This window comes from Candidatus Enterococcus willemsii, from assembly GCF_009933335.1.
In the GTDB taxonomy this organism is placed as follows: Bacteria; Bacillota; Bacilli; order Lactobacillales; family Enterococcaceae; genus Enterococcus_F; species Enterococcus_F willemsii.
Window position 1 is genome coordinate 90574 of the sequence record NZ_MAEL01000031.1, and the last position, 23467, is coordinate 114040.

The following is a 23467-nucleotide window of genomic DNA, read 5'->3' on the forward strand; positions in this document are numbered from 1 at the left end:
AAAAACCACCTTTTCACTTAGAAAAGGTGGTTTTTTTCTTAATTTGCAACAATATTAACGAGTTTCCCAGGAACAGCAATGACTTTACGAATTGTTTTTCCAGCAATATTTTCTTGAATCGTTGCATCGCTTTTCGCAATTTCTTCTAATTCTTCACGGCTTGCTTCTGCAGGTACATTGACTTTTGCACGAACTTTTCCGTTCACTTGCAATACGATTTCCACTACATCTTCTACTAACGCTGCTTCATCATATGTTGGCCATGCCACATATGAAATGCCATCCGTATTGCCTAGAATGGACCATAGTTCTTCACCGATATGAGGTGCAATTGGTGCTAACAATTGAACGAATCCTTCAATGTACTCATAAGGCAATGCATCAACTTTATACGCTTCATTTACAAAAACCATCATTTGTGAAATAGCGGTGTTAAAGTGTAGTTGTTCAAAGTCTTCCGTTACTTTTTTAACTGTTTGGTTGTACACTTTTGTTAGTTTGCCATTGTTAAATGTGGTAATACGGTCACGCATTTTACCGTTCTCATCAACGATTAAGCGCCATACACGGTCAAGGAATTTACGGCTACCTTCTAAACCATTTTCGCTCCAAGCAATCGAAGCATCCAATGGTCCCATAAACATTTCATACAGACGTAAGGTATCGGCACCAAATTTAGCAACCACATCGTCTGGATTCACAACGTTACCACGAGATTTAGACATTTTTTCATTGTTTGAGCCTAAAATCATTCCTTGGTTGTATAATTTTTGGAATGGTTCTTTCGTTGGCACAACACCAATGTCATACAAGAATTTGTGCCAGAAACGTGCATACAATAAATGTAATACTGCATGTTCTGCGCCACCAATATAGATATCTACTGGCAACCAGCGTTCTAATTTTTCATAGTCAGCTAATTGATTTTTGTTGTGTGGATCAATAAAGCGTAAGAAATACCATGAACTACCTGCCCATTGTGGCATGGTATTTGTTTCACGACGACCTTTTTTGCCTGTTTCAGGATCAACAACATTTACCCAATCGGTAATATTGGCTAATGGCGATTCACCTGTACCGCTTGGACGAATATCGTCGGTTTTTGGCAAACGCAATGGTAATTCAGATTCTGGAACGGTGGTTGTTGTGCCATCCTCCCAATGAATCACTGGAATTGGTTCACCCCAATAACGTTGACGAGAGAATAACCAGTCACGTAGACGGTAACTTACTTCTTGTTTGCCGACACCATTTTCTTCTAGCCAAGCATTCATTTTTTCGATGGCATCTTCTTTATTCAATCCATCCAAAAATTCAGAATTAATGTGTAAACCATCCTCGGTAAAGGCTGCTTCTTCCACATTACCGCCTTCTAAAACTGGAATAATTTCTAGATTAAATGTTTTGGCAAATTCATAGTCACGTTCATCATGTGCCGGAACGGCCATAATTGCTCCCGTACCGTAAGACGCTAGCACATAATCAGCAATCCAAATTGGAATTTGTTTACCGTTCACTGGATTAATAGCATACGCTCCAGTAAAGACACCCGTTTTTTCTTTCGCTAAATCAGTACGGTTTAAATCTGATTTTTTTGATGCTTCCTCAATATACGCATCAACTGCTGCTTTTTGCTCAGGTGTAGTAATCTCTTTGACTAAATCTAATTCAGGTGCCAAAACAGCGTATGTCGCACCGAATAGCGTATCAGGACGTGTTGTGAATACCGTAAAGTCTTTGTCTGTATCAGCGACTTTAAACGTCACATTTGCACCTACTGAACGGCCAATCCAATTACGTTGCATATCTTTGATACTTTCTGGCCAGTCTAATTCTTCTAAATCATCAATTAAACGATCTGCGTAAGCCGTAATTTTTAGCATCCATTGACGCATTGGTTTACGAATAACATCGTAACCTCCACGCTCACTCTTGCCATCAATAACTTCTTCATTCGCAATAACCGTACCTAATTCAGGTACCCAGTTAACCGCAACTTCAGCTTCATAAGCCAAGCCTTTTTCGTATAATTTTGTAAAAATCCATTGTGTCCATTTGTAATAATCTGGATCAGTTGTATTAATTTCACGATTCCAGTCATAACTGAAACCTAATGAGTTGATTTGACGACGAAATGTCTCAATATTTTTCTTTGTAAATTCAGCAGGGTCATTCCCTGTATCTAATGCATATTGTTCTGCAGGCAAACCAAACGCATCCCATCCCATTGGGTGCAATACGTTATAACCTTGGCTACGTTTAAAACGAGCTAAGATGTCTGTCGCTGTATAGCCTTCTGGATGCCCCACATGCAGCCCTTGCCCAGATGGATAAGGAAACATATCTAGTGCATAAAACTTTGGCTTACCTTCTTTATCAAGTGTATTGAAAGCATTTGTTTTGGCCCAATATTTTTGCCATTTTTTTTCAACTTCTTTGTGATTATAATTCACCACTGATTCCTCCTTAAATTTAAAAAAGTCCTATGAGAAGCACAAAAAAAGCCTCTCATAGGACGTAATTACGTGGTACCACCTATTTTCACTGGAAATTTCCAGCCTCAAACGTTGTAACGGTCGTCACCGTATTTCCCTACTTACTTTCAGGAAACCAATCACTTAAAGGCGAGTTCAATAGGACTTTTGTACATTCACACCAACCATGTACTCTCTAAAAAAAGACGGCTATTTACTACTCCTTTTCAAACGTGAATCTATTGAATATATACTATCAAAAAAGCGAAGTGAATTCAATTTATTTATGCGAATTTCCTTTGTTTTGTGCAAAGTCCGCAAAATATTGTTTCAATTTTGCTAAAAAAACTTCCCCGATTGGCGAGATTTGACGCGTTTTCTTTTTAATCATAACCATTTTATTCTTCGCAGAATCAGCCAACGGGATTAAAACAATTCCTTGACTTTTCGGGTCTTCGACTAACCCCGAACCGGAACCATACGCATCCGTCCGTTGTAAAATACCGGTCAAGGTTGCACGGTCACTCGTATGAATAACTTGTGAAATTCCCGGAAAATCAATCAAGTCTTCCGCAAAATATGTATAGTTATTCGTCTCTTGGGTAAAGCGAACTTGTGCATAATCATGTAAATCATCTAAATGAATGACTTTCTTATTTGCTAATGGATGACCAATCCGCATAAAAATATGCGTTGAAAATGTCGTTAATTCCTCGTATTCCAATTCACCATTCTCTAATAAGCGACTTAATCCTGCCTGGTTGGATTCATTGAATAACAAAATACCAAACTCGCTCCGATACTGTTCTACATCTTTAATGACATTTAATGTGGTACTTTCAAAAATTCGGAAATCATCATACTCTGGAAAATCATGAATTAATTGACTAATCACAATCGATAGAAAATCGTAATGTTGGCTAGAAATCGAGAAATGCTTCTCATCTTGATCGTTCGCTAGATAACGATTCTCTAGTAATTCGACTTGAGCTAAAATCGGTTGCGTATATTGAAAAAAATCCATTCCTTCCGATGTTAAAGAAGCCCCTTGCCTAGTCCGTTCAAATAATTGCACATCTAACTCTTTTTCTAACTCTTTAATGGCATGGGATAAACTAGGTTGTGATATATATAACTTTTTTGCTGCTTCTCGAAAGCTCCCATTGTTCGCTATCGCTGCCACATAACGCATTTGTTGAATATTCAATCGCTCACCCTCCTTTTTGTTTACCTTCTATACTACGGAGTCTTAGGTCTGTGGTCAATATTTTTTTATAAAAGAAAACTCACTACCACTTGCTTAAGTAATAGTGAGTTGATAGTTAGCCAACTTTCAATGTTTGGCCAACATAGATGATATCTGAGCTTAAACCATTAAGAGCCTTCAATTGATTAATTGAGGTACCGTAAGTTTGAGATAGTAACCATAAACTATCCCCGCTTTTTACAGCATGGGTCTTCGCATTAGTTTTCTTATTAGACGTCGGTCTTGACGTACTTGTTGATTGTGTTGAACTATTTTTATTCACCTTTAATGTTTGACCAACGAAAATTAAGTCACTTGATAAGTTGTTCCATGTTTTCAGTTGACTGACACTTACACCATATTGGCTCGCGATAACTGACAATGTATCACCCGATTTAATTGTATACGTGCTTGTTGATTTGTTTGGTGTTGGTTTGCTTTGATTATTGTTCGGCTTAGATGTTCCTGAACCATTTTGACTTACTTTTAGCGTTTGACCAACGAAAATCAAGTCGCTTGATAAATTGTTCCATGTTTTTAATTGACTAACACTCACACCATATTGGCTCGCAATAATTGACAATGTATCACCTGATTTGATTGTGTACGTGCTAGTTGTCGGCTTGTTTGGTGTTGGTTTGTTTTGATTATTATTTGGTTTAGATGTTCCTGAACCATTTTGATTTACTTTTAATGTTTGGCCAACGAAAATTAAATCGCTTGATAGATTATTCCATGTTTTTAGTTGGTTCACGCTCACACCATACTTGCTCGCAATAATTGACAACGTATCACCTGATTTGATTGTGTACGTGCTAGTTGTCGGCTTGTTTGGTGTTGGTTTGTTTTGATTATTATTCGGTGTACTTGGTTTGTTTGTCGAACCGCTTTGGCTTACTTTCAGCGTTTGTCCTACATAAATCATGTCACCTGATAAATTATTCCAACTACGTAATTGATCCATACTAATACCATGATTATTAGCAATCAACCAAATGGAATCACCAGATTTAACCGTGTAGCTACCTGAGCTTGTATTCGGTTTGTTCGGTGTTGTTGGTTTGTCTTGGTTATTATTTGGCGTATTTGGTTTTGGTTTAGACGTTCCTGAACCATTTTGACTTACTTTTAGCGTTTGACCGACATAAATTAAATCACTTGATAAATTATTCCATGTTTTTAATTGACTAACACTCACACCATATTGGCTGGCAATAATTGACAATGTGTCACCAGCTTTAATCGTATAAGTCCCTGAATTATTTGTTGGTGGTGTCGTATTATTTGAATTGTTTGAACCAGAATTTGAATTGCCTCCAGTTCCAGTATTGGTCATACCTCCTGAATTACCTGATGCTGGTGAATCGAAACGAGTTAAATTGTATGATTCAATTACACGATTTAACGTACTTGAGTAGTTAGGATCTGTAGCATAACGTCCTGTTAACCAAGCAGTTGCGTCACGATAAGAGCTAGTATTGCTTTTCCATGCGCCAGCATAGTAATAAACGCCAGGTTGTAAGGATACATTACGTAAAGTATTGGCATTATCTTGGAAAGACTCTTGGAAAGATGGATACTTTCTAAAAGGTTCTTTCATTGTTACGTATCTTCCATTGATAAATTCTTGTGTGTTCATGTATACGGTCTGACCATTATAGCTACCTTTAATCCCAAATAAGTTATGATATGGGGCTTGTGAAAGTAAGCTTTGACCCCAACCACTTTCAATAATAGCTTGCGCAATCATAACTGATGCATATAAATCATTGGCATCTGCCACTGGTTTGGCATAAGCACCCATTTGCTCAATAAAAGCCGACGTATTTGGTGCTGAATAAGCTGCTACTGCATATGGCGAAATCACTTCTTCTGTCGTATCCGTAACGTCTGTGTCATCTGTTGTTTCTGATGCTGGTACTGTTTCCTCAACATGTTCTTCAACTACAACTTCTTCTGTTGGCTGCTCAACAACTTCCTCTTGAACAGGTTGTTCAACTTCAGTTGTTGGTGTTTCAACTGGTGCAACAGGTTGTTCGACTGGTGTTTCTGCTTCGGGCTGCTCTTGAACAACCGTTGAGTCTACTGTTTCAGCAGTAGCTGGTGCAACAACTTCTGTTCCGACTTCATCTGCCTGAACTTGCATCAATGGCATCAACGGTGTAACAACCGAACATGCTGTGACAGTTGTACCAATAACCGTAGCACTTTTCTTCATGTGACGTTGGAAATTAGTCTGTTGAGCTAATTTTCTGCGTTCTTTTCTTGATAAAGACTTCCCCATTGTTAAACCTCCGATATTTATACACTTATAGTATGATTATACATGTATTTATTTTTTAAGAAAAGTTTAAACTAACTTTTTTGAAAAATGTAAAATCTTTGTAACATGTGCTCTTTTTTACATTTTTAAAAAGTCACTATTCATACATTTTCTCGTGATTTTCTTTTTTTATCACTTTCCTTTTATTGCAAAATGATGACAGATTTATTCTTTTCTACATGATATAATTATTTCATTCTACTACAACTATTAAGGAGACTTTATGAAAAACAAATTATATCTACAATTTTATGGGAGTTGTGCACTGGTTTTATTTGCTTCCCTAGGATACATCGTTAAATTTTACGCTTCTTGGATTGAACCTTTTGACACATTTATCACAAATGGTATTCGAAGCCTACAACCAACATGGACAACATTCTTTCTTTGGGTCACGAAATTTGGTAACCCATTGACTGTAATTATCATTTTTTTGGCTATCCTTTTTGTATTACTTTATGGTAAACGCTATGTTGAAGCAATTTGGTACAGTGCCGGGGTAATTGGGATTGCTGGTATCTTTAATCCCCTTATCAAATTACTCTTCATGCGTGAACGACCTACAATCGAGCATCTGGTCAGTGAACATAGCTACAGTTTTCCAAGTGGACATTCCACTGGCAGTATGGTTCTGTATGGAACCCTTATTTTCTTAGTACCTATCTTTATCCAAAATAAGACTTGCCAACGCATTATACAATTACTATTGAGTGTATTTATTCTTTCTATCGGTATTAGCCGCATTTACCTAGGTGTTCATTTCCCAAGTGATGTTATAGGTGGCTTCTCTGTCGGACTTGGTTGGCTACTGCTTACTTACCCAATTTATGAAGAAAAACGATTTATTTGGCGCTTTAAAAGTAAACAAAATTAATGAGAGGTAGGCAATGAAAAATGAACGTATTTCCTTATACCGATGATAGGAATAAACGATATCATTCATGGAATTATGCATTACGGCAAGAATTTGGGGATAAAATCTTCAAAGTCGTGATTGATGGTGGCTTTGATTGCCCGAATCGAGACGGTACAGTAGCACATGGTGGCTGTACCTTTTGTAGTGTGTCTGGTTCAGGTGATATGATTCTTGCACCCGAAGATCCGCTACCTGTACAATTTTACAAAGAAATTGATCGAATGCATCAAAAATGGCCGCATGTAAATCAGTATATTGTATACTTTCAAAACTTTACCAATACGCATGCACCACTTCACGAAATCAAAGAACGATTTGAACAAGTCATTAATTTGCCTGGTGTCGTAGGCTTATCAATCGGTACACGACCAGATTGTTTACCTGATGATGTCGTCGAGTATTTAGCTGAATTAAATCAGAGGCTCTATTTATGGGTCGAGTTAGGGTTACAGACAACCTTCGAATCTACAAGTAAAGTGATTAATCGAGCGCATGATTATCAGACATATGTCGAAGGTGTTGAAAAGTTACGAAAACACAATATTCAAGTGTGTACCCATCTCATCAATGGCTTACCCGGCGAAACTACGGAAATGATGCTAGAAAATGTCCGTCGAACGATTATCGATACAGATATTCAAGGAATCAAATTACATTTGCTGCACTTAATGCGTAATACTAGAATGATTCGTGATTATCATCAAGGAAAACTCCAGCTGCTGTCGCGTGAAACCTATGTAGATATTATTTGCCGACAATTGGAAATGATTCCTCAAGAAATTGTCATCCATCGTTTGACTGGAGATGCTCCTCGAGAAACCTTAATTGGTCCGATGTGGAGTTTAAAAAAATGGGAAACACTGAATGCAATTGATCAAAAGATGCAAAAACGCGATACATTCCAAGGGAAATATGATATTCGCCAAGGAGGTCATTATGCTTCAAACAGCCTTGCATTTTAGTCATACCTTATTAAAAGAAGTCGTTCAACCCGGTAATCATGTAGTAGATGCCACGATGGGAAATGGCAACGACACGCAATTATTAGCTGAGTTAGTTGGTAAAACAGGAAAAGTGTACGCCTTTGATATCCAAGAACAAGCCGTGCAAACAACCAAACAACGTTTAACGGAACAACAATTAGCTGAGCGTGTGCACTGCATTCACGATGGTCATCAACACCTGAGTAATTACCTAGGTAAAGACGAACCGATTCATGCAGCTATTTTTAATCTAGGCTACTTACCAAAAAGCGACAAACAGATTATTACCCTGCCTGAAACAACAAAGCAAGCCCTTCATACCTTACAAACCCATCTTGCACCTAGAGGAAGAATCATTATTGTAGCTTATTCTGGTCATGAAGGTGGCGTGGAGGAGTTGCAAGAAATTACGCAGTATTGCGAATCATTACCACAAGAAGCATTTAATGTTTTGAACTATCAATTTATTAATCAAAAAAATCAACCACCGATTTTATTTTGTATTGAGAAAAAACCAATGCGTCATGGCAATTAAGCTCATGATGCATTGGTTTTTACGAATCAAACTATTAAACAATTGATTTTCATTATCTAATTTTTCCCAATGGAATCTATTATATAACCAAAGATTCCACCTACAAAAAAACCAAAAATAATAATTGAAGCCCAATTATCAAACGAGTAATACCCTATAAAAGTCATAACTAAAATAGAGAATAAAATGGTTAAGATACTTTGATTATTGTATACTTTCTCTTTCTTCTTAATATCTTTCACAATATCAGATCCTTCCAGTAGTAGATTGTCTAATGAAAGATTGAATAAGTGTGCTAATCGAATTAAGCTATCAATATCAGGAGTTGTTTTTCCTGTTTCCCAATTAGAAATTGTTTTTTTAGAAACAAAAATCTTTTCAGATAGTTGTTCTTGCGTTAACTGACATTCTATTCTTTTTTCTTTTATCACTTCACCTATTCTCACTTATCTTCCACCTACACTTTACTGTTTAAGCTCCATTCTCTCAATCCAATATATTTCATGTTAATTAAAATGTCGAGGGAAAATAATTATCTTTCCCAGTCTAACAACATTTTGAAAGTGACACGGTATAAATTTCTAATAATTGGATAATCCTTACGCTTTTTGTAACTAATATTTATTAATCGCTATTTACGTATATTCTGCTTACAAAAACACCTAGGAAGTACCTCTGTACTACCTAGGTGTTGACCTCTTATTGTAATTTTTTACGTATATACCCTGTTACTGCGTCAATTACGAAAACAGTGATGATAATTCCTACTAAAATAATCCCTACTTTATCCCAAGCACGCGATTGAATCGCAAAAATCATAGGAGCACCAATTCCTCCTGCACCCACTAAACCTAGTGTTGCTGCGCTACGAACAGCAATTTCAAAATGATTTAACGCAAGTGAAATGTAGGTAGGCATAAGTTGTGGCAATCTAGTAAAGAACATTGTTTGCCAGAAATTAGCGCCGACAGCATCCATTGATTCTACTAGCTTCTCATCCATCCCTTCCATTTCTTCAGTATATAGTTTCCCAAGCATCCCAATTTGATGTGCACCAATGGCTAGTACCCCAGCAAACGCACCTGGACCTACCATTTTAACAAAAATAATCGCATAAACTAATTCAGGAAACGCGCGCAAGACATTTAAAATAAATTTCCCAATTTTCGCAACAATTCCTGTCGATTTCCATAGATTTTTTGCACTAAGCAACGTGAATGGAATCGCCAAAAAGGTCGCGATAAAGGTCCCTAAAAACGCAATCCCAATCGTTAACAATAACAAGCTAACTAAATCTTCACCACTGCCATCGTACACAAATGACCAATCAGGTTGAAATAGTCCTACAATCACAGATTGAATCATTGGAAATGAGATATTTTTTGCTTCTGAATAGTCCAAACCAACTGCCGAGTAAACGATAATTGCTAGAACAATCAAGGCTGGCAAATATTTCTTTATTTTTGTGTTCATTATGCTAACCTCTCTCTTATCTTTTCACTTACCCAGTCAATAACAATGACCACAACCAAGATGGACAAAATAATGATGGATACTCGGTCATAACGCATTAAACTCAACGAAGAATTCAGCATGACACCAATTCCTCCCGCACCAACATAGCCTAACACCGTTGATGCTCGAACGTTTACTTCAAAAGCATACAAGGAATAGCTTGCAATTTGGTGGGTAATTTGTGGCGCAATCGACCAGAAGGCGATTTGCGTTTTAGTACTCCCCACTGACTCAGCTGCTTCAATCGGTCCATGATCAATCGTTTCAATTGCTTCATAAATCAATTGTGAGACCATGCCGAATGTAAAGACTGCAATTGTTAAAACACCCGTAAATTCGCCAATCCCAAACATCGCAACAAATAAAGCTGCTAATAATAAGTTGGGAATTGTACGAATCACACTCATTAAAAAGCGAATAATCGTTGTGATGATGCCATTTCTAGTGACAACTGTAGTCGCTAAAAATGAAAAAGGCACCGCAAAAACAACGCCTAATGTCGTACCAACAACCGACATTTTAATCGTTTTAATCAGTGGTTCAATAATCGTTGGAATATATGACCAATCAGGATGTAAAAAACGTCCTAAAAATTCCTGCATTTGATCGAAATTGGTAAACACTTCAACAAAATTGGCATTCGTCAACTGCACACTCACACCAGCACAAATAAACACGAGAAAAAGCAGAAAAAGATGCTTGTATAAATGACGATGAATAGTATCTTTTAACTTCATTCGTTCTCACCTTGTTTGAAAATATCGGCGCCATAAATGCCCTTCAAAATATCATCTGTCGCTTCTTCAGGTGTGCCATCAAAGACAACTTCTCCAGCACGCAAACCAATAATACGCGTTGAAAATTGACGGGCAAGTTCGACTGAATGCAGGTTAATAATGACAGTACGATTCAATTCTTGATTGATGTTTTTCAAATCTTTCATGATTTTTTCTGTGGTGATAGGATCAAGTGATGCCACAGGTTCATCAGCTAAAATAATCTCGGCTTGTTGAACCAAAGTACGGGCAATAGAGACGCGTTGCTGTTGTCCACCACTTAATTCATCACTACGAGAATGCAGTTTGTCCTTCAAACCGACACGATCCAACGCATCTTCCACTAGTGAATAATCTTCTTTGCTGAATAATCCGAAAATACTTTTTACTGTTGAATAATAGCCTAACCGTCCAGAAATAACATTTTTTTGCACAGAACTTTTTTTCACTAGATTAAATTGTTGGAAAATCATTCCGATATTGCGGCGAATTTGGCGCAACTCCCTTTTTTTCGCTTTGGTGATAGACGCACCATTGATTTGAATATTGCCTTCTGTAATCTCATTTAAACGATTCACAGAGCGAAGAAAGGTACTTTTCCCAGCTCCACTTAAACCGATAATCGATACAAATTCACCATCTTCAATGGTTAAATTAATATTTTTTAGACCCACAACCCCATTTTTGTAGGTTTTTGTTACATTTTCAAACTGAATCATATCTTTTCCTCTTTCTATTCAAACAGACAAAAAAGGAAAAGACGTGTGCTTTTCCTTTTTTAATTGTTCTCTACTCAGCTGCTTTTTCGTTGTAGTCTTCGACTGTGTCATAATCCGCTTCGTTTGCTTCTCCATAGCCTAAATGACTCCACATGCTCATAGCTTCTTTTCCTGCTTCATCTTCAGGCATTGCTAAAAAGGCTTCTTTGATTTTTTCTTGTAACGCTTCGTCCATTGATGGTTGCACGGCAATTGCATCATTCGGGATATTTCCTTCTGTTAAATATAAAACACGTAAATCTTTGAATAAATCAGTGTCTGCAAATTTAGAAGCAAATACATTACGTGCGCCTTGGAAAACAAAGGCTGCGTCTTGTTGACCGTTTAACACAGCAGTGATTTCACTTGGTAGGTCATTTACGACCGTAAGCGTTACGTCTTTATTCGTATCAATCCCTGCTTCACGTAATTCAACGATTGGATAGATGTAACCACTCGCAGAATTTGGACTTAAAGTGGCAATTTTTTTACCTTTTAAATCAGCTAATTCTTTTATATCGCTATCGGCACGAACTAAAATTTCTCCTTTAAAGCTTGAAGATAATTCGCCTTCTTCTGGTAAACCTGTTTCCTCATTATATTTGACTAATTGTGAAGATAACAATGCTTTGGCTGCATCTTGTTTACGTGCTTGCACATAAGCAGATGGTGGCATAATTCCTAAATCTACTTTACCTGATGCCATTGCTTCAACAATTGTTGAATAATCTGTTGCTAAAGTCACATTGACTTCACGATCTAGTTTTTTCGATAAATATTCTGCAAACGGTTTGGTTTTGGCTTGCATTGATCCATCATTATTCGTTGGAACAAATTGAACTTCTAATGCTTTGTCTTCGGCTTTTCCATTGTCTTTATTGCCACAAGCGACCAATAAGCTAACACTTAATGTTAGTACAGCTGCCATCCAACCCATTTTGATTAATTTCTTCATTTTTTCCATCCTCTCGTTTATGCGCTGTTCCACGCAGAACAGTCAAATTGATTTTACAAGAAACGACTGCTCCTTTCAATAGTGTTGCTCTTTTCATTGCGATTTTCAGCAAAAAAAATAAAGATTGCTTGTCGTTTGTGCTTTTTGATAAACTATTACTGAAAGGAAGCGATTATCATGCCTATAGGCGTATTGATTAACACAAGTACAATTGCCATCGGAGGTATCCTTGGTGGTTTATTTGGAAAACATTTATCAGAAGACTTCAAACACCAATTAACGATGATTTTCGGGGTCTGTTCCATGGGAATGGGTATCTACGCCATTGCACCAATGAATTATATGCCCGCTGTTATCTTTGCTTTAGTGATTGGTACAGGCTTAGGACTAGCGATTCATCTGGGAGAAAAAATCAACCAAGGTGCTGCATGGATGCAACGCCCCATTGCCAAACTATTTCCTGAAGAACAATCTGATGTCAGTGAAGAAGAATTCTTACGCACGCTCGTAACGATTATCGTTTTATTTTGTGCAAGTGGCACTGGGATTTATGGCAGTTTAGATGCTGGCATGTCTGGCGATCATTCAATTTTAATTTCAAAATCTATTTTGGATTTTTTTACTGCTATTATTTTCGCCTGTAATCTTGGTTTCGTTGTGTCAGTGATTGCCATTCCACAATTTATTATTTTTTATGGGTTATTTTTAATGGCAAAATTTATCTTCCCGTTAACTACGCCTGAAATGATTCTTGATTTTAAAGCATGTGGTGGTTTTTTGATGTTGGCAACAGGATTTCGGATGATTCAAGTCAAGATGTTTCCAACTGCCGATATGATTCCTGCAATGATTTTGGTGATGCCATTTAGTTGGTTGTGGGCCAATTGGATTTTACCGTTGGTAGGGTAGTTTTTTAAGCATTTACAAAGTGCTATTTTCTATCAATTGATGCTTCTCTGGATAGTCACTGAATTCTTTTTTTCTTAAATTATGCTAAAATGATAGGTAACACGTTAAAACTAAAGGAGAACTATGTTGAAATCAAAATTATTCAAATTACTATTCGGTTTTCTCATTGTACTTGGTTTGGGTCATACGCCAGTGCTTGCAGACGATTTATTAGATAAAGCACAGCAAGCTGGTTATCAGTTAACAGAAACAGACCTACCAGAGACGGGCATTGTAATTGAAGCCACCAACGGACAAATTATTTGGGAAAAAAAAGCAGAACAAATGATTGACGCATCTGACTTGTCTAATTTAATGACAATTTATTTAACCCTAGAAGCAATTGAAGACGGCACATTAAAGATGGATACAAAAATTACTGCCACTGCTAATCATGAAGCGATTTCTGCTTTAGAGATGAAAAACACAGCCATTAGTTCTGGTGTAGAATATACGGTGAAAGAACTCCTTCAATTAGCTTTAGTCCCTTCATCAAATGTAGCAAGTGTAATGTTATCCAATTTGCAAGATGAACAAGATGCCACATTTGTCACTAAAATGAATGACAAAGCCAAAGAACTCGGTATGACGCAAACGACTTTCAACACAGCATCTGGCACACCAGCCATTCAATTTGAAGGTTATTATCAGCCTGATGGTTTTGATTTATATGCAGGCAATCAGACGACTGCTAAAGATTTAGCTACATTGGCGTATCACCTGCTACAAAAGTTTCCAGATATTCTAGATTTGGCAAAAGCTGAAACATTTACCATTTTGCCAAACTCATTGTATGAAGAAACCATTAAAAACGACAATGAATCACTACCGAAAGGAACCTACAGTTTAAAAGGTGTGGACGGTTTAAAAATTGGTACTAGCGAATCAGGTTATCAATCAATTGTTACTGCCCGACAAGATGGTTTACGAGTGATTACCGTCTTAACAGGTGTTGGAGATGCGTGGAATCCTGAAACTAAACCTGCGATCTTCCAACTAAGCAATACCTTAGTTCAAGATGTATTTAAACATTATGAATACACAGAAATTTTAGCTGCTGGTGAGCAGACTATCAATGATAAAACACTACAAGTCGAAAAGGATTTTTACGCAGTGACAAAAAAAGATACAGATGCTTCTTTTGTCGCAACGGACGGTACTATCGAATGGATGAATCACCTTCCGCTTGTCGCAGACACTGTTGCACCTGTGACGATGTCGTATAAACCATTAGAAGAAACTAGTTTAAATACGCATCCATTCTTAGTTTCCTTGATTAATGCAGTAGAAATTACTAAGTTAACGATTCTTTCAGTGGGACTTGTCTTCTTAGGAATCATTTTCATAGTAATGAGTCTTTTTATCCCACAGATAAGTAAAGAAGAAGCTAAAACGGAACAACCTACACGTCGTCGTGACCAAAGAGCTAAACGTGGATTTCCTTTTAAGCGAGTGATTCGTTGGTTAGGAATTCTCTCGTTAATAAGTGGTGTCGTAATTCTAATTATCCAATACCTTGTTTAAAAAAGAATGGCTGTCTTTCATTTGAAAGGCAGCCATTCTTTTTTAATTATCTAAGTCGATTTCAAAGCCATCAAAGACTTCTCCATCATAATATTTCAACAATTGATCCACGGAAAGTAAAGAAGAAGTCATTTCTTCGGTTGATTCCTCTGTTTCTTGACTTTCCACATATTCTTGATACTTCTCCATTAACGTACGATACATCGCTTTACGAGAATTTCCTTCACCTGTAATAAAAGGTAACTCTCTGAGAAAACCTGCGTATACAGGTTTATCTTCCACAAACTCTACAGGCAACTCCATTACTTGTAAATGCATTTCATTAAATTGTTCATACATCCTCAATCACTATCCTTCGATTTCAATGACACGTTCAACAAAATTTTCATAAAAGTCTTGTTCATGGGACACGACAATCACTGTCCCTTCATATTCTGCTAAGCTTTGTTGCAAGCTTTCTTTTGTCTCTTGGTCAATATGGTTTGTTGGTTCATCAAGAATTAGTAAATTCCCTTCAACCATAGTCATTTGTGCCAATTTGACTTTTGTTTGCTCCCCACCACTTAACATTTTTAACGGTTCTTGTGCTAATTGATTCACTAAGCCCGCACGTGATAATTGGCGACGCAAATCTTTGACCGAGGCATTTTCATAGATATTACCTAGGTATTGCAGCGGTGTTTCCAAAGGTGATTCCCAAACCAATTCTTGCGAGAAATAATTAATTTTCGTATTTGCTGGAAAATGAAACTCTCCAGAAATTGCTGGGATTTCACCAATTAATGTCTTTAATAACGTGGATTTACCGATTCCATTGAAGCCACGAATCGCAATTTTTTCGCCATAGCGAATCGTCAAATTAATAGGGTTCAACAACGGTTTGTCATAGCCAACAACTAGGTTATCCGTCGTTAATGCCAAGGTACTAACAATAGGTTTGTAGGGAAATTGAAAATTTGGTTTAGCTGTATCACTTGGTGGCGTCAAACGATCAATTTTATCTAATTGCTTTTCACGACTTTTTGCCATCGTTGAACGTGAACCTGCTTTATATTTGCGAATATAAGCTTCGGTTTTTTCGATATGGCGTTTTTGGGCTTCATATTGCCGTAAGTAAGTTTCCCGATTGGCTTCTTTTTGTTTCAACGCTTTGGTTAAATTTCCGGTATATTTCGTCAATTTGCCAAACTCAATGTCTGCGATATGAGTCGTAATGTCATTTAAAAATGCACGATCATGCGAGATAACTAGAAATGTGCCGGTAAAGTTTTTCAAAAAGTCCGTCAACCATTGGACATGGGTATCATCTAAATGGTTGGTCGGCTCATCAAGTACTAAGATTTCTGGTTTTTCTAATAGCAATTTTGCCAAAATAACTTTTGAACGTTGCCCACCACTTAAGTTTTTTAGCAATGAATCTAATCCCAGTACATCTATTCCCAAGCCTGATGCCATCTCTTGGATTAGTGTCCCCATTTGATAAAATTCGCCTTGGTCTAGTTGTGTTTGTAATCGACCTGCACGCTCCAATAATTTGTCTTCAAACGTCTCACTATAAGTGGTATAAATTTCGGTAATTTCCTTTTCAATATCCAATTCTTTTTGGAAGGCTGTTTTTAGAAATTCTTCAATCGTCAGTGTTTCATTCACTCGAACGTACTGATCTAAATAACCTAAATGGCAGTTCTTTGCAATTTCTACCCGACCTTCATCTGGTAATTGTTCGCCGGTAATAATTTTAATCAGTGTTGATTTTCCGGCACCATTTTGGCCGATTAATCCGACGTGTTCTCCTTTGTTGACTTGTAGATTCAAATCTTCATATAAGATTTTATCGCCAAACTGTTGCGTAATATTGTGTAAGCTTAACATCTTTCTTCTCCATTTCTCTTTACTTATTTACAGAAAAAAACTGCAGACACATTGTCTACAGCTTAACTATCTATCTTCCCATCAAAAAAGACACCTCAAATAAGCCTCGTCTTTTTTGATGAAGCTCATAGCTCGCCCTCAACAATGCTTCATCAATAGTTGTTAAGAGCAGCTTCTCTTACAAATTTCAAATAGGATTTAAAAAACATCGCACTCATCCTTTCCGACATTCGTAAGTCTAACATGTGCATCTCAAAAAGTCTACTTCTCGAAACTAGCAAAAAAACTTTTGTGGCAAGTGTTCCTTACCACAAAAGTTTTTATCTCAAATTTTCTAACAGAGCATTCACTGCTTGAAATGCTTGATTCGATGCGAAATCAACAGTCTCATCGAATGTATCAGGTGCGGAATCTCCGACATGATCAGAAATACCACGAACGTTGACGATCGGAATATCATAGAAGGAAGCCACTTGTGCTAAGGCACAGCTTTCCATATCGGAAGCAGTAATTGTTGGAATAGCCTTACGAATCGCTGCAATTGATTTCGTATCACTCATAAACGAATCTGAAGTAGCAATTGTTCCGTGATGGGCTGGAATACCAGCTTCTGCAAAAATTGTAGACAATTTCGCAATTAATTCAGGGGCCACTGGATAATCTGCTGGCATTTGCGGCACTTGACCAAAAGCATAATTAAAGCCTGTTGCATCAACGTCGCTATACACAAAACGATCGGTATACACGACATCTCCTAAAGCAAATTCAGATCGGAACGAACCAATCGTTCCTGTATTGATGATAAAATCCGGTTGCACTTGTTCACACAACCAAGTAGCTGTAGCAGCGGCGTTCACTTTGCCGATTCCTGATTCTACCAAATACAGTCGGTCATTCACTTTCTCGATGACGGTTTTCCCTTTTTGCCAGACGACAGTAGCAGCAAATTGTTGGCGAAATGGTGCCAACTCTTCTTTCATTGCGGCAATAATTGCGATTTTCACGTTATTCCCCCCATATTTCTTTAATCGGTGTTGTTACTTCTACTTTTGTTCCTTCAAATGTTTCTTCAATATACGCTTGGACTTCTGGATCGTGATAAAGCTCGCCAAGTTTCTTCAAGCTTTCTTCGTCTTTGCGATCTTCACGTACAGCTAGTACATTGATACTTGTACGTGCAGCAGTGTCGGCCTCTTCATGGAAGATTGAATCTTGCAACACATTCAGTCCACCTTCAAGAGCAATGGTGTTACTAATTAACACCACATCAACATCGGGTAAAATACGTGGTCCTGTTAAATCATCAATCAACGTAAATTTCAATTTTTTCGGATTTTCAACAATATCTTCCGGTGTACCGACACCATCATCAAAATCCTCTTTCAATTTAATTAAGCCTGCTGTTTCTAATAAACGTAACCCACGTGTGGTATTGGAAGGATTATCTGCTAAGGCGACTGTTGAACCTTCCGCAATCTCTTCTACGGATTTAAACTTTTCAGAATAAATGCCCATCGGTTCTACATAAGTTGCCGCAACAGGCACTAACTTATCAGGACTTTCTTCATTAAAACTTTCTAGATAACCAATCGATTGAAACGCATTCGCATCTACATCACCATCAACGGTCGCTTTATTGGTAACTGGACCACCGGTAATGTCTTTGACTTCAATCGTCAACCCAGCTTCTTTCGCTGCGTCAGATTTTGCAATAAAATTCCAAATTTCAGCATCGGAACCAACCGAGCCAACAACCAATGTTTCTGATTTCTCATTTCCTGAGCCACAAGCTCCTAGAATAAGGATACTTGATGCTAATAATAAACTCCCTAGAATTTTTTTCATAACCTTCTCCTTTTCTTAGTGCATCGTCATACCACCAGTTACGTTAATCGCTTGGCCTGTCATATAGCTAGCTAACGGGCTGGCTAAAAATAAGATAACATTTGCCACATCTTGTGGTGTACCTGTACGACCTAACGGAACTTGACTATTGTCTTCAGCCAAGACTTCTTCTGCCGTCATGCCACGAATCAAGCCGCCTTCAATGCGTTCACGATGTTTCATAGATGTTTCAATTATTCCCGGACACACAGCATTCACAAGGATTCCTTGTACAGCTACTTCAATCGCTAATGTTTTGGTTAAACCTAAGACTGCATGTTTGGAAGCTACATACGCTGACATACCACGGTAGCCGTTTTTTCCTGCCTGCGAGGCAATCAAAATAATACGACCTTTCTTTTGATGTGCTATCATTAATTTCGTGATGTGTTTACAGCTCAAGTACGCCCCTCGCGTATTGACTGCTTGCACTTTATCGAAATCCGATGTTTGGCTATCCACTAGAAAATCCATTGTCGAAATACCTGCAACATCTACAAAAACATCTGGAATCAGATGGTGCATCGTCAATTGCTCAACCAAAGCAACTAACTGTTCTTCTTGTGCAATATTGACTTGAATTTGGTAAAGTTGTTCAGAAACTTTTGTTAAAACTGTTTCTGAGTAGCCAATATCTGCGGCTACGACAGTTGCTCCTTCATTTAAGAAGGTTTGAACAACTGCCTCACCAATACCTTGTTTGCTACCGATAACAAGAACGACTTGCTGTTTTAACGCCGCAAAATACATCTTACTTCACAACGTGACGCTCAAAAGCATCATCACTAATCCCTGCATCCAAGACAATTTTTGCATATTCTTTGGCACCGAATAATGAATGGTCACGGTAATTGCCGCATTCTTTTTCTGACACACCTTGGATGTCTTCAAATTTTGTCTCATTCACAATAATTGTTAACACCTCTGTCAATGCTTTGGCTACTTCAGCTGCACTCGGTACTCCCCAAGTAATTAAATGGAAACCTGTACGGCAACCAAACGGTGAAATATCAATAATACCATCTAAGCGGTCACGTAATAAATCTGCAAGTAAATGTTCCAAAGTGTGAATAGTTCCTGTTGGCATTTCTTTTTCATTTGGTTGTAAGAAACGTAAATCATAGTTTGCAATAACGTCTCCTTTTGCACCATATTCCTCCGCAATTAAACGCACATATGGTGCTTTTACCTTTGTATGATCTAATGTAAAACTTTCTACTTCTGCCACGAGTTGTTTCTCTCCTTCTAATTATTTTTGATGGTTATCATAGTATCACTGAAACTTCTTTTTGTTTATAAAATAAATTTTACTAAATTAGTCTATTTAAACTGTATCACCCCAAACTTCTTTTGCCGTTTCAATAATTAATGCGAATTTCTTCCACTGATCTTCTTCACTGACTTTATTGCCTTCATGTGTAGAAGAAAACCCGCATTGTGGACTCAGACACAACTGATTTAGAGGAACATATTGCGCAGCTTCTTTGATACGTGCTTTTAGCACTTCTTTGTCCTCTAATTCTGGTGTCTTCGTTGTAACTAATCCTAACACAATTCGTTGATTCTGAATATGTTGCAAGGGTTCAAAACTACCTGAGCGTTCATCATCAAATTCTAAGAAGAAACCATCAAATTGTTTAATCGCTAATAAGCGTTCTGCAATTTTATCGTAAGAACCGTCGTATAACCATTTTGATTGGAAATTTCCTTTACAAAAATGGAAGGTCACCGCTAAATCTTCTGGTTTATCGGCTAAAACAGCTTCAGTAATTTCACCAAATTCTTGAATTAGTTCATCCGGATCATACCCATTGTCTGCAATTAAGCCGCGGAAACGATCATCAAACAAACCACCCCAACTCGTATCATCCAATTGTAAATAACGGCAACCAGCATCATAAAATCCTTGGATAGCCGCACGATATGTCGCAATCAAATCTTCGATAAAAGCAGCTTTGGTTTCGTAAACAGGGTTTTCATTGTACTGTTTGGATAAAATCAATGAATCAAGAAAAATCATATTCGGGCCAGGAATTGTTTGTTTTGCGACTGCATCTCCAGCATGAGCTTTCGTAAAACGAAAATGATCTAAAAATGGATGATTTTCGTTAAATGATAGTTTCCCACTGACGTAAGTTCCTTGTGCTTCGGTCGTAATCCCAAATGCAGTTGTTTCAAAATCATAAACAGTAATCCCATTCAAACCGGCAATAAAATCTAAATGCCACCAACGACGACGAAACTCGCCATCTGTTACGGCCTTCAAGCCAACTTCTTTTTGCTTTTCGATTAAAGCAATAATCGCCTTATCTTCAACTGCAGTGAGCGCTTCTTTAGTGATTTTTCCTTGTTTGTAAGCCTCTCTTGCTTCTTTCAATTCTTGCGGACGTAAAAAACTTCCGACTTGATCCCAACGAAATGGTATCGTCATAATATTTCTCTCCTTTATTTTTTGATACAAAAAAACCCTTAGACATCCAAAAAGACATCTAAGGGCATCAACCTGCGTTACCACCTTATGTTGTAGTATCTTCACAGACACTACCTCTATCAGTACCCGATTCTTTTCGGAGACTGTTGTTGCTTAACGGAACAATCCGTATCTTCTTAATTAGTCAGAAGATCCACTCAAAAGCCATTTTCAATTGATTGCTTTTTATCTCTTTTCAGCAAACCGAGACTCTCTAGGAAAAAACAAATCTATCTACTTTCTTTTTCACAGTGTTTAATTATGAAGTTGTAACGAATATATCAGATTATTCTCATAAAAGTCAATAGACATTGCATAATAATCTTTATTGTTCCCTTCGGTTTTATCAAGGTAACACCAAGGTAATCCTATTAGTTATCACTTAATCACCTTCCAAAAACCTTATTTATTAACATTTATATAAATACTATTACCTAGTAATTCCTTTTTAAATACTTGCCTAAATAATTGCCAAAGGTAAAGCGACTAATTCATTACTAAGAACAACAAAAGAACGATTGGAACATATAATTCATAAAAAATTATTTACATACTACTTGCAATTGAACTATTTTTTTCTACTCACTAAATAAACTTGTATCGCCGTCAAAAAAATCACAGGAAACAAGCCTTCCCAACGAACATCTTTATTGACAACATACTCCCCTAAAATACCAAACAAACTCCCTATAAAAACAGCAAGTAGGATGCTTTTTCTAGGAAATTGATGTGTATAAGCAAGCCATTTTTTATACAATAGATTCCCTCCAATTCGTCCGCTACATAGACTCTTGTAACTAGCCTATCGTGCCATTTTTGAAAAATCAAGCATACACCTCTTTTCTAATTTTTTGTTAAGGCTTGCAATTGAAAAATAGTATGCTATGATATTTTTGAATCGATTCAAAAAAATTAAACAAATGATGAAAGTAGGTTCTTTTATGTCTTTTTCCGACAAGATTGCTAATCTAATTATGCCTTTCGCTTCGAAAATGGCTAATCAGCGCCATCTCGTAGCTATTCGTGACAGCTTTATTGATATTATGCCAATTATTATGGCAAATTCATTGTTCATACTCTTAAATGCATTGATTTTTTCGAACCCGACCATACAACAATTTATTGATTTGTCTGCTCTATCAGAATTGGCTCTCATGGTGAATAATGGAACGATGGGCTTGATGACTGTTTTTGTAACATTTTTAATTGGTTATCGCCTTTCTAGCGCTTATATTGCAAACGGAACCATTGAACGAAAAAATTTAAGTGAGCTACACGTAGGAATTTTAAGCTTAGCATTAACGATGATTATGTTCCCTCTATTCAATGAAGTCACGCCAGTTGGTGCCACTGAATCGGTAGAAGTTGCTGGCGTGTATTTACAATCACTCACTTCTTCTGGAGGAATGTTTGTCGGGATTATCGCTGCGCTACTAGGCACGGAATTACTTGTACGGATTTCAAATAACGAAAAATTACGCATCAAAATGCCTGATGGCGTACCACCAGCTGTGGCGGGTTCTTTTAATTCATTAATTCCAGAATGTTTAGTCATTATTATTTTCGCAGGAGTGACCTTCGCGATTGTTAAACTTACAGGGCAAACAATTCCAGCAATTATCCAAACAATTATCTCAACCCCTTTACAATACGCTATGGAAAGTCCAATTGGATTATTTGTTGTTCAAATTTTTACCCAAGTGTTCTGGTTCTTTGGACTGCATGGGCAAAATATCGTCTCATCCGTTACCTCACCACCAATGCTCACTGCGATTCAGCAGAATATCGATGCATTTAATATGGGTGAAGCCATTCCTAATATTGTAACCAATCCTTGGATTGGCATGTACACCTTGTTTGGTGGTACTGGCGCTATTTTACCACTTCTCATTGCGATTTTTTTGGTATCTAAACGAAAAGATTACAAAGATATTGCTAAAATTAGTTTATTTCCGAGTGTATTTAATATCTCAGAACCTGTGATGTTTGGACTACCAGTGGTGATGAATCCATTTCTACTCATTCCATTTATCTGTGTCCCGTTGATTAACTTAGCCATCGCCTATCCCTTGACTGCTATAGGGTTAGTTGCCAAAAGTGTTGTCATTCCGCCATGGATTTTACCACCCGTTATTTCTGCTTGGGTGACAACTGCAGGCGATATTCCAGCTACACTGTTATCACTTGCTTTATTTGTTTTAGATATTTTTCTTTATATGCCTTTCGTACTTGCTAGTAACAAAGCATTGCGTAATAATGAAATGAACTAAAGAATAGAAAGAGGTTTG

22 protein-coding genes and 2 other annotated features are annotated in these 23467 nt (G+C 37.3%); of the genes, 6 read left to right on the forward strand and 16 right to left on the reverse strand.

Going from position 1 to position 23467, the window contains the following annotated elements; genetic code table 11:
* Positions 1-38: 38 nt before the first annotated feature.
* The 3 genes from leuS to BAU17_RS04510 all read right to left on the reverse strand — a co-directional run bounded on the left by leuS (position 39) and on the right by BAU17_RS04510 (position 6004).
* Complete coding sequence (gene leuS / locus BAU17_RS04500) at positions 39-2453, reverse strand: leucine--tRNA ligase (RefSeq protein ID WP_161901628.1); 2415 nt, start codon at positions 2451-2453, stop codon at positions 39-41.
* Between the two features lie 55 nt (positions 2454-2508).
* Positions 2509-2715: a binding site (T-box leader), on the reverse strand.
* Positions 2716-2754: 39 nt separating this feature from the next.
* On the reverse strand, positions 2755-3681 hold the full coding sequence (locus tag BAU17_RS04505) for a LysR family transcriptional regulator (RefSeq protein ID WP_161901629.1): 927 nt from the start codon (positions 3679-3681) through the stop codon (positions 2755-2757).
* 115 nt (positions 3682-3796) lie between these two features.
* On the reverse strand, positions 3797-6004 hold the full coding sequence (locus BAU17_RS04510) for a LysM peptidoglycan-binding domain-containing protein (RefSeq protein ID WP_161901630.1): 2208 nt from the start codon (positions 6002-6004) through the stop codon (positions 3797-3799).
* A 262-nt stretch (positions 6005-6266) separates the two neighbouring features.
* On the opposite strand from BAU17_RS04510, the gene BAU17_RS04515 reads away from it, so the two are divergent.
* From BAU17_RS04515 to mnmM, 3 genes are read left to right on the forward strand one after another with little or no spacing between them, the layout of a single operon-like run.
* The gene (locus tag BAU17_RS04515; RefSeq protein WP_161901631.1) at positions 6267-6917 is read left to right on the forward strand and encodes a phosphatase PAP2 family protein; all 651 of its coding nucleotides are present in this window, start codon (positions 6267-6269) and stop codon (positions 6915-6917) included.
* A gap of 20 nt (positions 6918-6937) precedes the next feature.
* Positions 6938-7921: a tRNA modification radical SAM protein MnmL/YtqA gene (mnmL, locus tag BAU17_RS04520; protein ID WP_161901632.1), complete on the forward strand. Its 984-nt coding sequence runs from the start codon at positions 6938-6940 to the stop codon at positions 7919-7921.
* On the forward strand, positions 7896-8477 hold the full coding sequence (gene mnmM / locus BAU17_RS04525) for a tRNA 5-(aminomethyl)-2-thiouridylate-methyltransferase MnmM (RefSeq protein ID WP_161901633.1): 582 nt from the start codon (positions 7896-7898) through the stop codon (positions 8475-8477). The genes mnmL and mnmM overlap by 26 nt, the downstream gene beginning before the upstream one ends.
* A 56-nt stretch (positions 8478-8533) precedes the next feature.
* On the opposite strand, the gene BAU17_RS04530 is transcribed toward mnmM, so the two are convergent.
* The 5 genes from BAU17_RS04530 to BAU17_RS04550 form a co-directional block, all read right to left on the reverse strand.
* Positions 8534-8923, reverse strand: coding sequence for a helix-turn-helix domain-containing protein (locus BAU17_RS04530; RefSeq protein ID WP_161901634.1), 390 nt, complete (start codon positions 8921-8923; stop codon positions 8534-8536).
* Between the two features lie 253 nt (positions 8924-9176).
* Positions 9177-9950, reverse strand: a complete 774-nt coding sequence (gene phnE, locus BAU17_RS04535) for a phosphonate ABC transporter, permease protein PhnE (RefSeq protein ID WP_161901635.1) — start codon at positions 9948-9950, stop codon at positions 9177-9179.
* On the reverse strand, positions 9950-10729 hold the full coding sequence (gene phnE, locus BAU17_RS04540) for a phosphonate ABC transporter, permease protein PhnE (protein WP_161901636.1): 780 nt from the start codon (positions 10727-10729) through the stop codon (positions 9950-9952). The genes phnE (BAU17_RS04535) and phnE (BAU17_RS04540) overlap by 1 nt, the downstream gene beginning before the upstream one ends.
* Positions 10726-11487: a phosphonate ABC transporter ATP-binding protein gene (phnC, locus tag BAU17_RS04545; protein WP_161901637.1), complete on the reverse strand. Its 762-nt coding sequence runs from the start codon at positions 11485-11487 to the stop codon at positions 10726-10728. The genes phnE (BAU17_RS04540) and phnC overlap by 4 nt, the downstream gene beginning before the upstream one ends.
* 70 nt (positions 11488-11557) lie before the next feature.
* Positions 11558-12481: a phosphate/phosphite/phosphonate ABC transporter substrate-binding protein gene (locus BAU17_RS04550; RefSeq protein ID WP_161901638.1), complete on the reverse strand. Its 924-nt coding sequence runs from the start codon at positions 12479-12481 to the stop codon at positions 11558-11560.
* A 177-nt stretch (positions 12482-12658) separates the two neighbouring features.
* Between BAU17_RS04550 and BAU17_RS04555 the strand changes: the two genes are divergently transcribed.
* A complete protein-coding gene (locus tag BAU17_RS04555) occupies positions 12659-13390 on the forward strand; it encodes a DUF554 domain-containing protein (RefSeq protein ID WP_161901639.1) in 732 nt (243 codons plus the stop codon).
* A 123-nt stretch (positions 13391-13513) separates the two neighbouring features.
* Positions 13514-14953 (forward strand): DUF1958 domain-containing protein, encoded by a 1440-nt coding sequence (locus BAU17_RS04560; protein ID WP_161901640.1) that lies wholly within the window; start codon positions 13514-13516, stop codon positions 14951-14953.
* A gap of 42 nt (positions 14954-14995) precedes the next feature.
* Here the strand turns inward: BAU17_RS04560 and BAU17_RS04565 are convergent, their stop codons facing one another.
* The 8 genes from BAU17_RS04565 to BAU17_RS04600 all read right to left on the reverse strand — a co-directional run bounded on the left by BAU17_RS04565 (position 14996) and on the right by BAU17_RS04600 (position 21936).
* Complete coding sequence (locus BAU17_RS04565; RefSeq protein ID WP_161901641.1) at positions 14996-15292, reverse strand: hypothetical protein; 297 nt, start codon at positions 15290-15292, stop codon at positions 14996-14998.
* A gap of 9 nt (positions 15293-15301) precedes the next feature.
* Positions 15302-16825: an ABC-F family ATP-binding cassette domain-containing protein gene (locus BAU17_RS04570; RefSeq protein ID WP_161901642.1), complete on the reverse strand. Its 1524-nt coding sequence runs from the start codon at positions 16823-16825 to the stop codon at positions 15302-15304.
* Between the two features lie 320 nt (positions 16826-17145).
* Complete coding sequence (locus BAU17_RS04575) at positions 17146-17829, reverse strand: 5'-methylthioadenosine/adenosylhomocysteine nucleosidase (RefSeq protein WP_161901643.1); 684 nt, start codon at positions 17827-17829, stop codon at positions 17146-17148.
* A 1-nt stretch (position 17830) separates the two neighbouring features.
* Positions 17831-18670: a MetQ/NlpA family ABC transporter substrate-binding protein gene (locus BAU17_RS04580; RefSeq protein ID WP_161901644.1), complete on the reverse strand. Its 840-nt coding sequence runs from the start codon at positions 18668-18670 to the stop codon at positions 17831-17833.
* 15 nt (positions 18671-18685) lie between these two features.
* Positions 18686-19459, reverse strand: a complete 774-nt coding sequence (locus BAU17_RS04585; RefSeq protein ID WP_161901645.1) for an SDR family oxidoreductase — start codon at positions 19457-19459, stop codon at positions 18686-18688.
* 1 nt (position 19460) lies between these two features.
* A complete protein-coding gene (locus BAU17_RS04590; RefSeq protein ID WP_161901646.1) occupies positions 19461-19937 on the reverse strand; it encodes an S-ribosylhomocysteine lyase in 477 nt (158 codons plus the stop codon).
* A gap of 96 nt (positions 19938-20033) precedes the next feature.
* On the reverse strand, positions 20034-21143 hold the full coding sequence (locus tag BAU17_RS04595) for a 5-methyltetrahydropteroyltriglutamate--homocysteine S-methyltransferase (RefSeq protein ID WP_161901690.1): 1110 nt from the start codon (positions 21141-21143) through the stop codon (positions 20034-20036).
* 54 nt (positions 21144-21197) lie between these two features.
* Positions 21198-21438: a binding site (T-box leader), on the reverse strand.
* 309 nt (positions 21439-21747) lie between these two features.
* Positions 21748-21936, reverse strand: coding sequence for a hypothetical protein (locus tag BAU17_RS04600; RefSeq protein ID WP_161901647.1), 189 nt, complete (start codon positions 21934-21936; stop codon positions 21748-21750).
* A 184-nt stretch (positions 21937-22120) separates the two neighbouring features.
* Between BAU17_RS04600 and BAU17_RS04605 the strand changes: the two genes are divergently transcribed.
* Entirely contained in the window at positions 22121-23449 is a 1329-nt protein-coding gene (locus BAU17_RS04605; RefSeq protein WP_161901648.1) for a PTS sugar transporter subunit IIC, read from the forward strand.
* Positions 23450-23467: the final 18 nt, after the last annotated feature.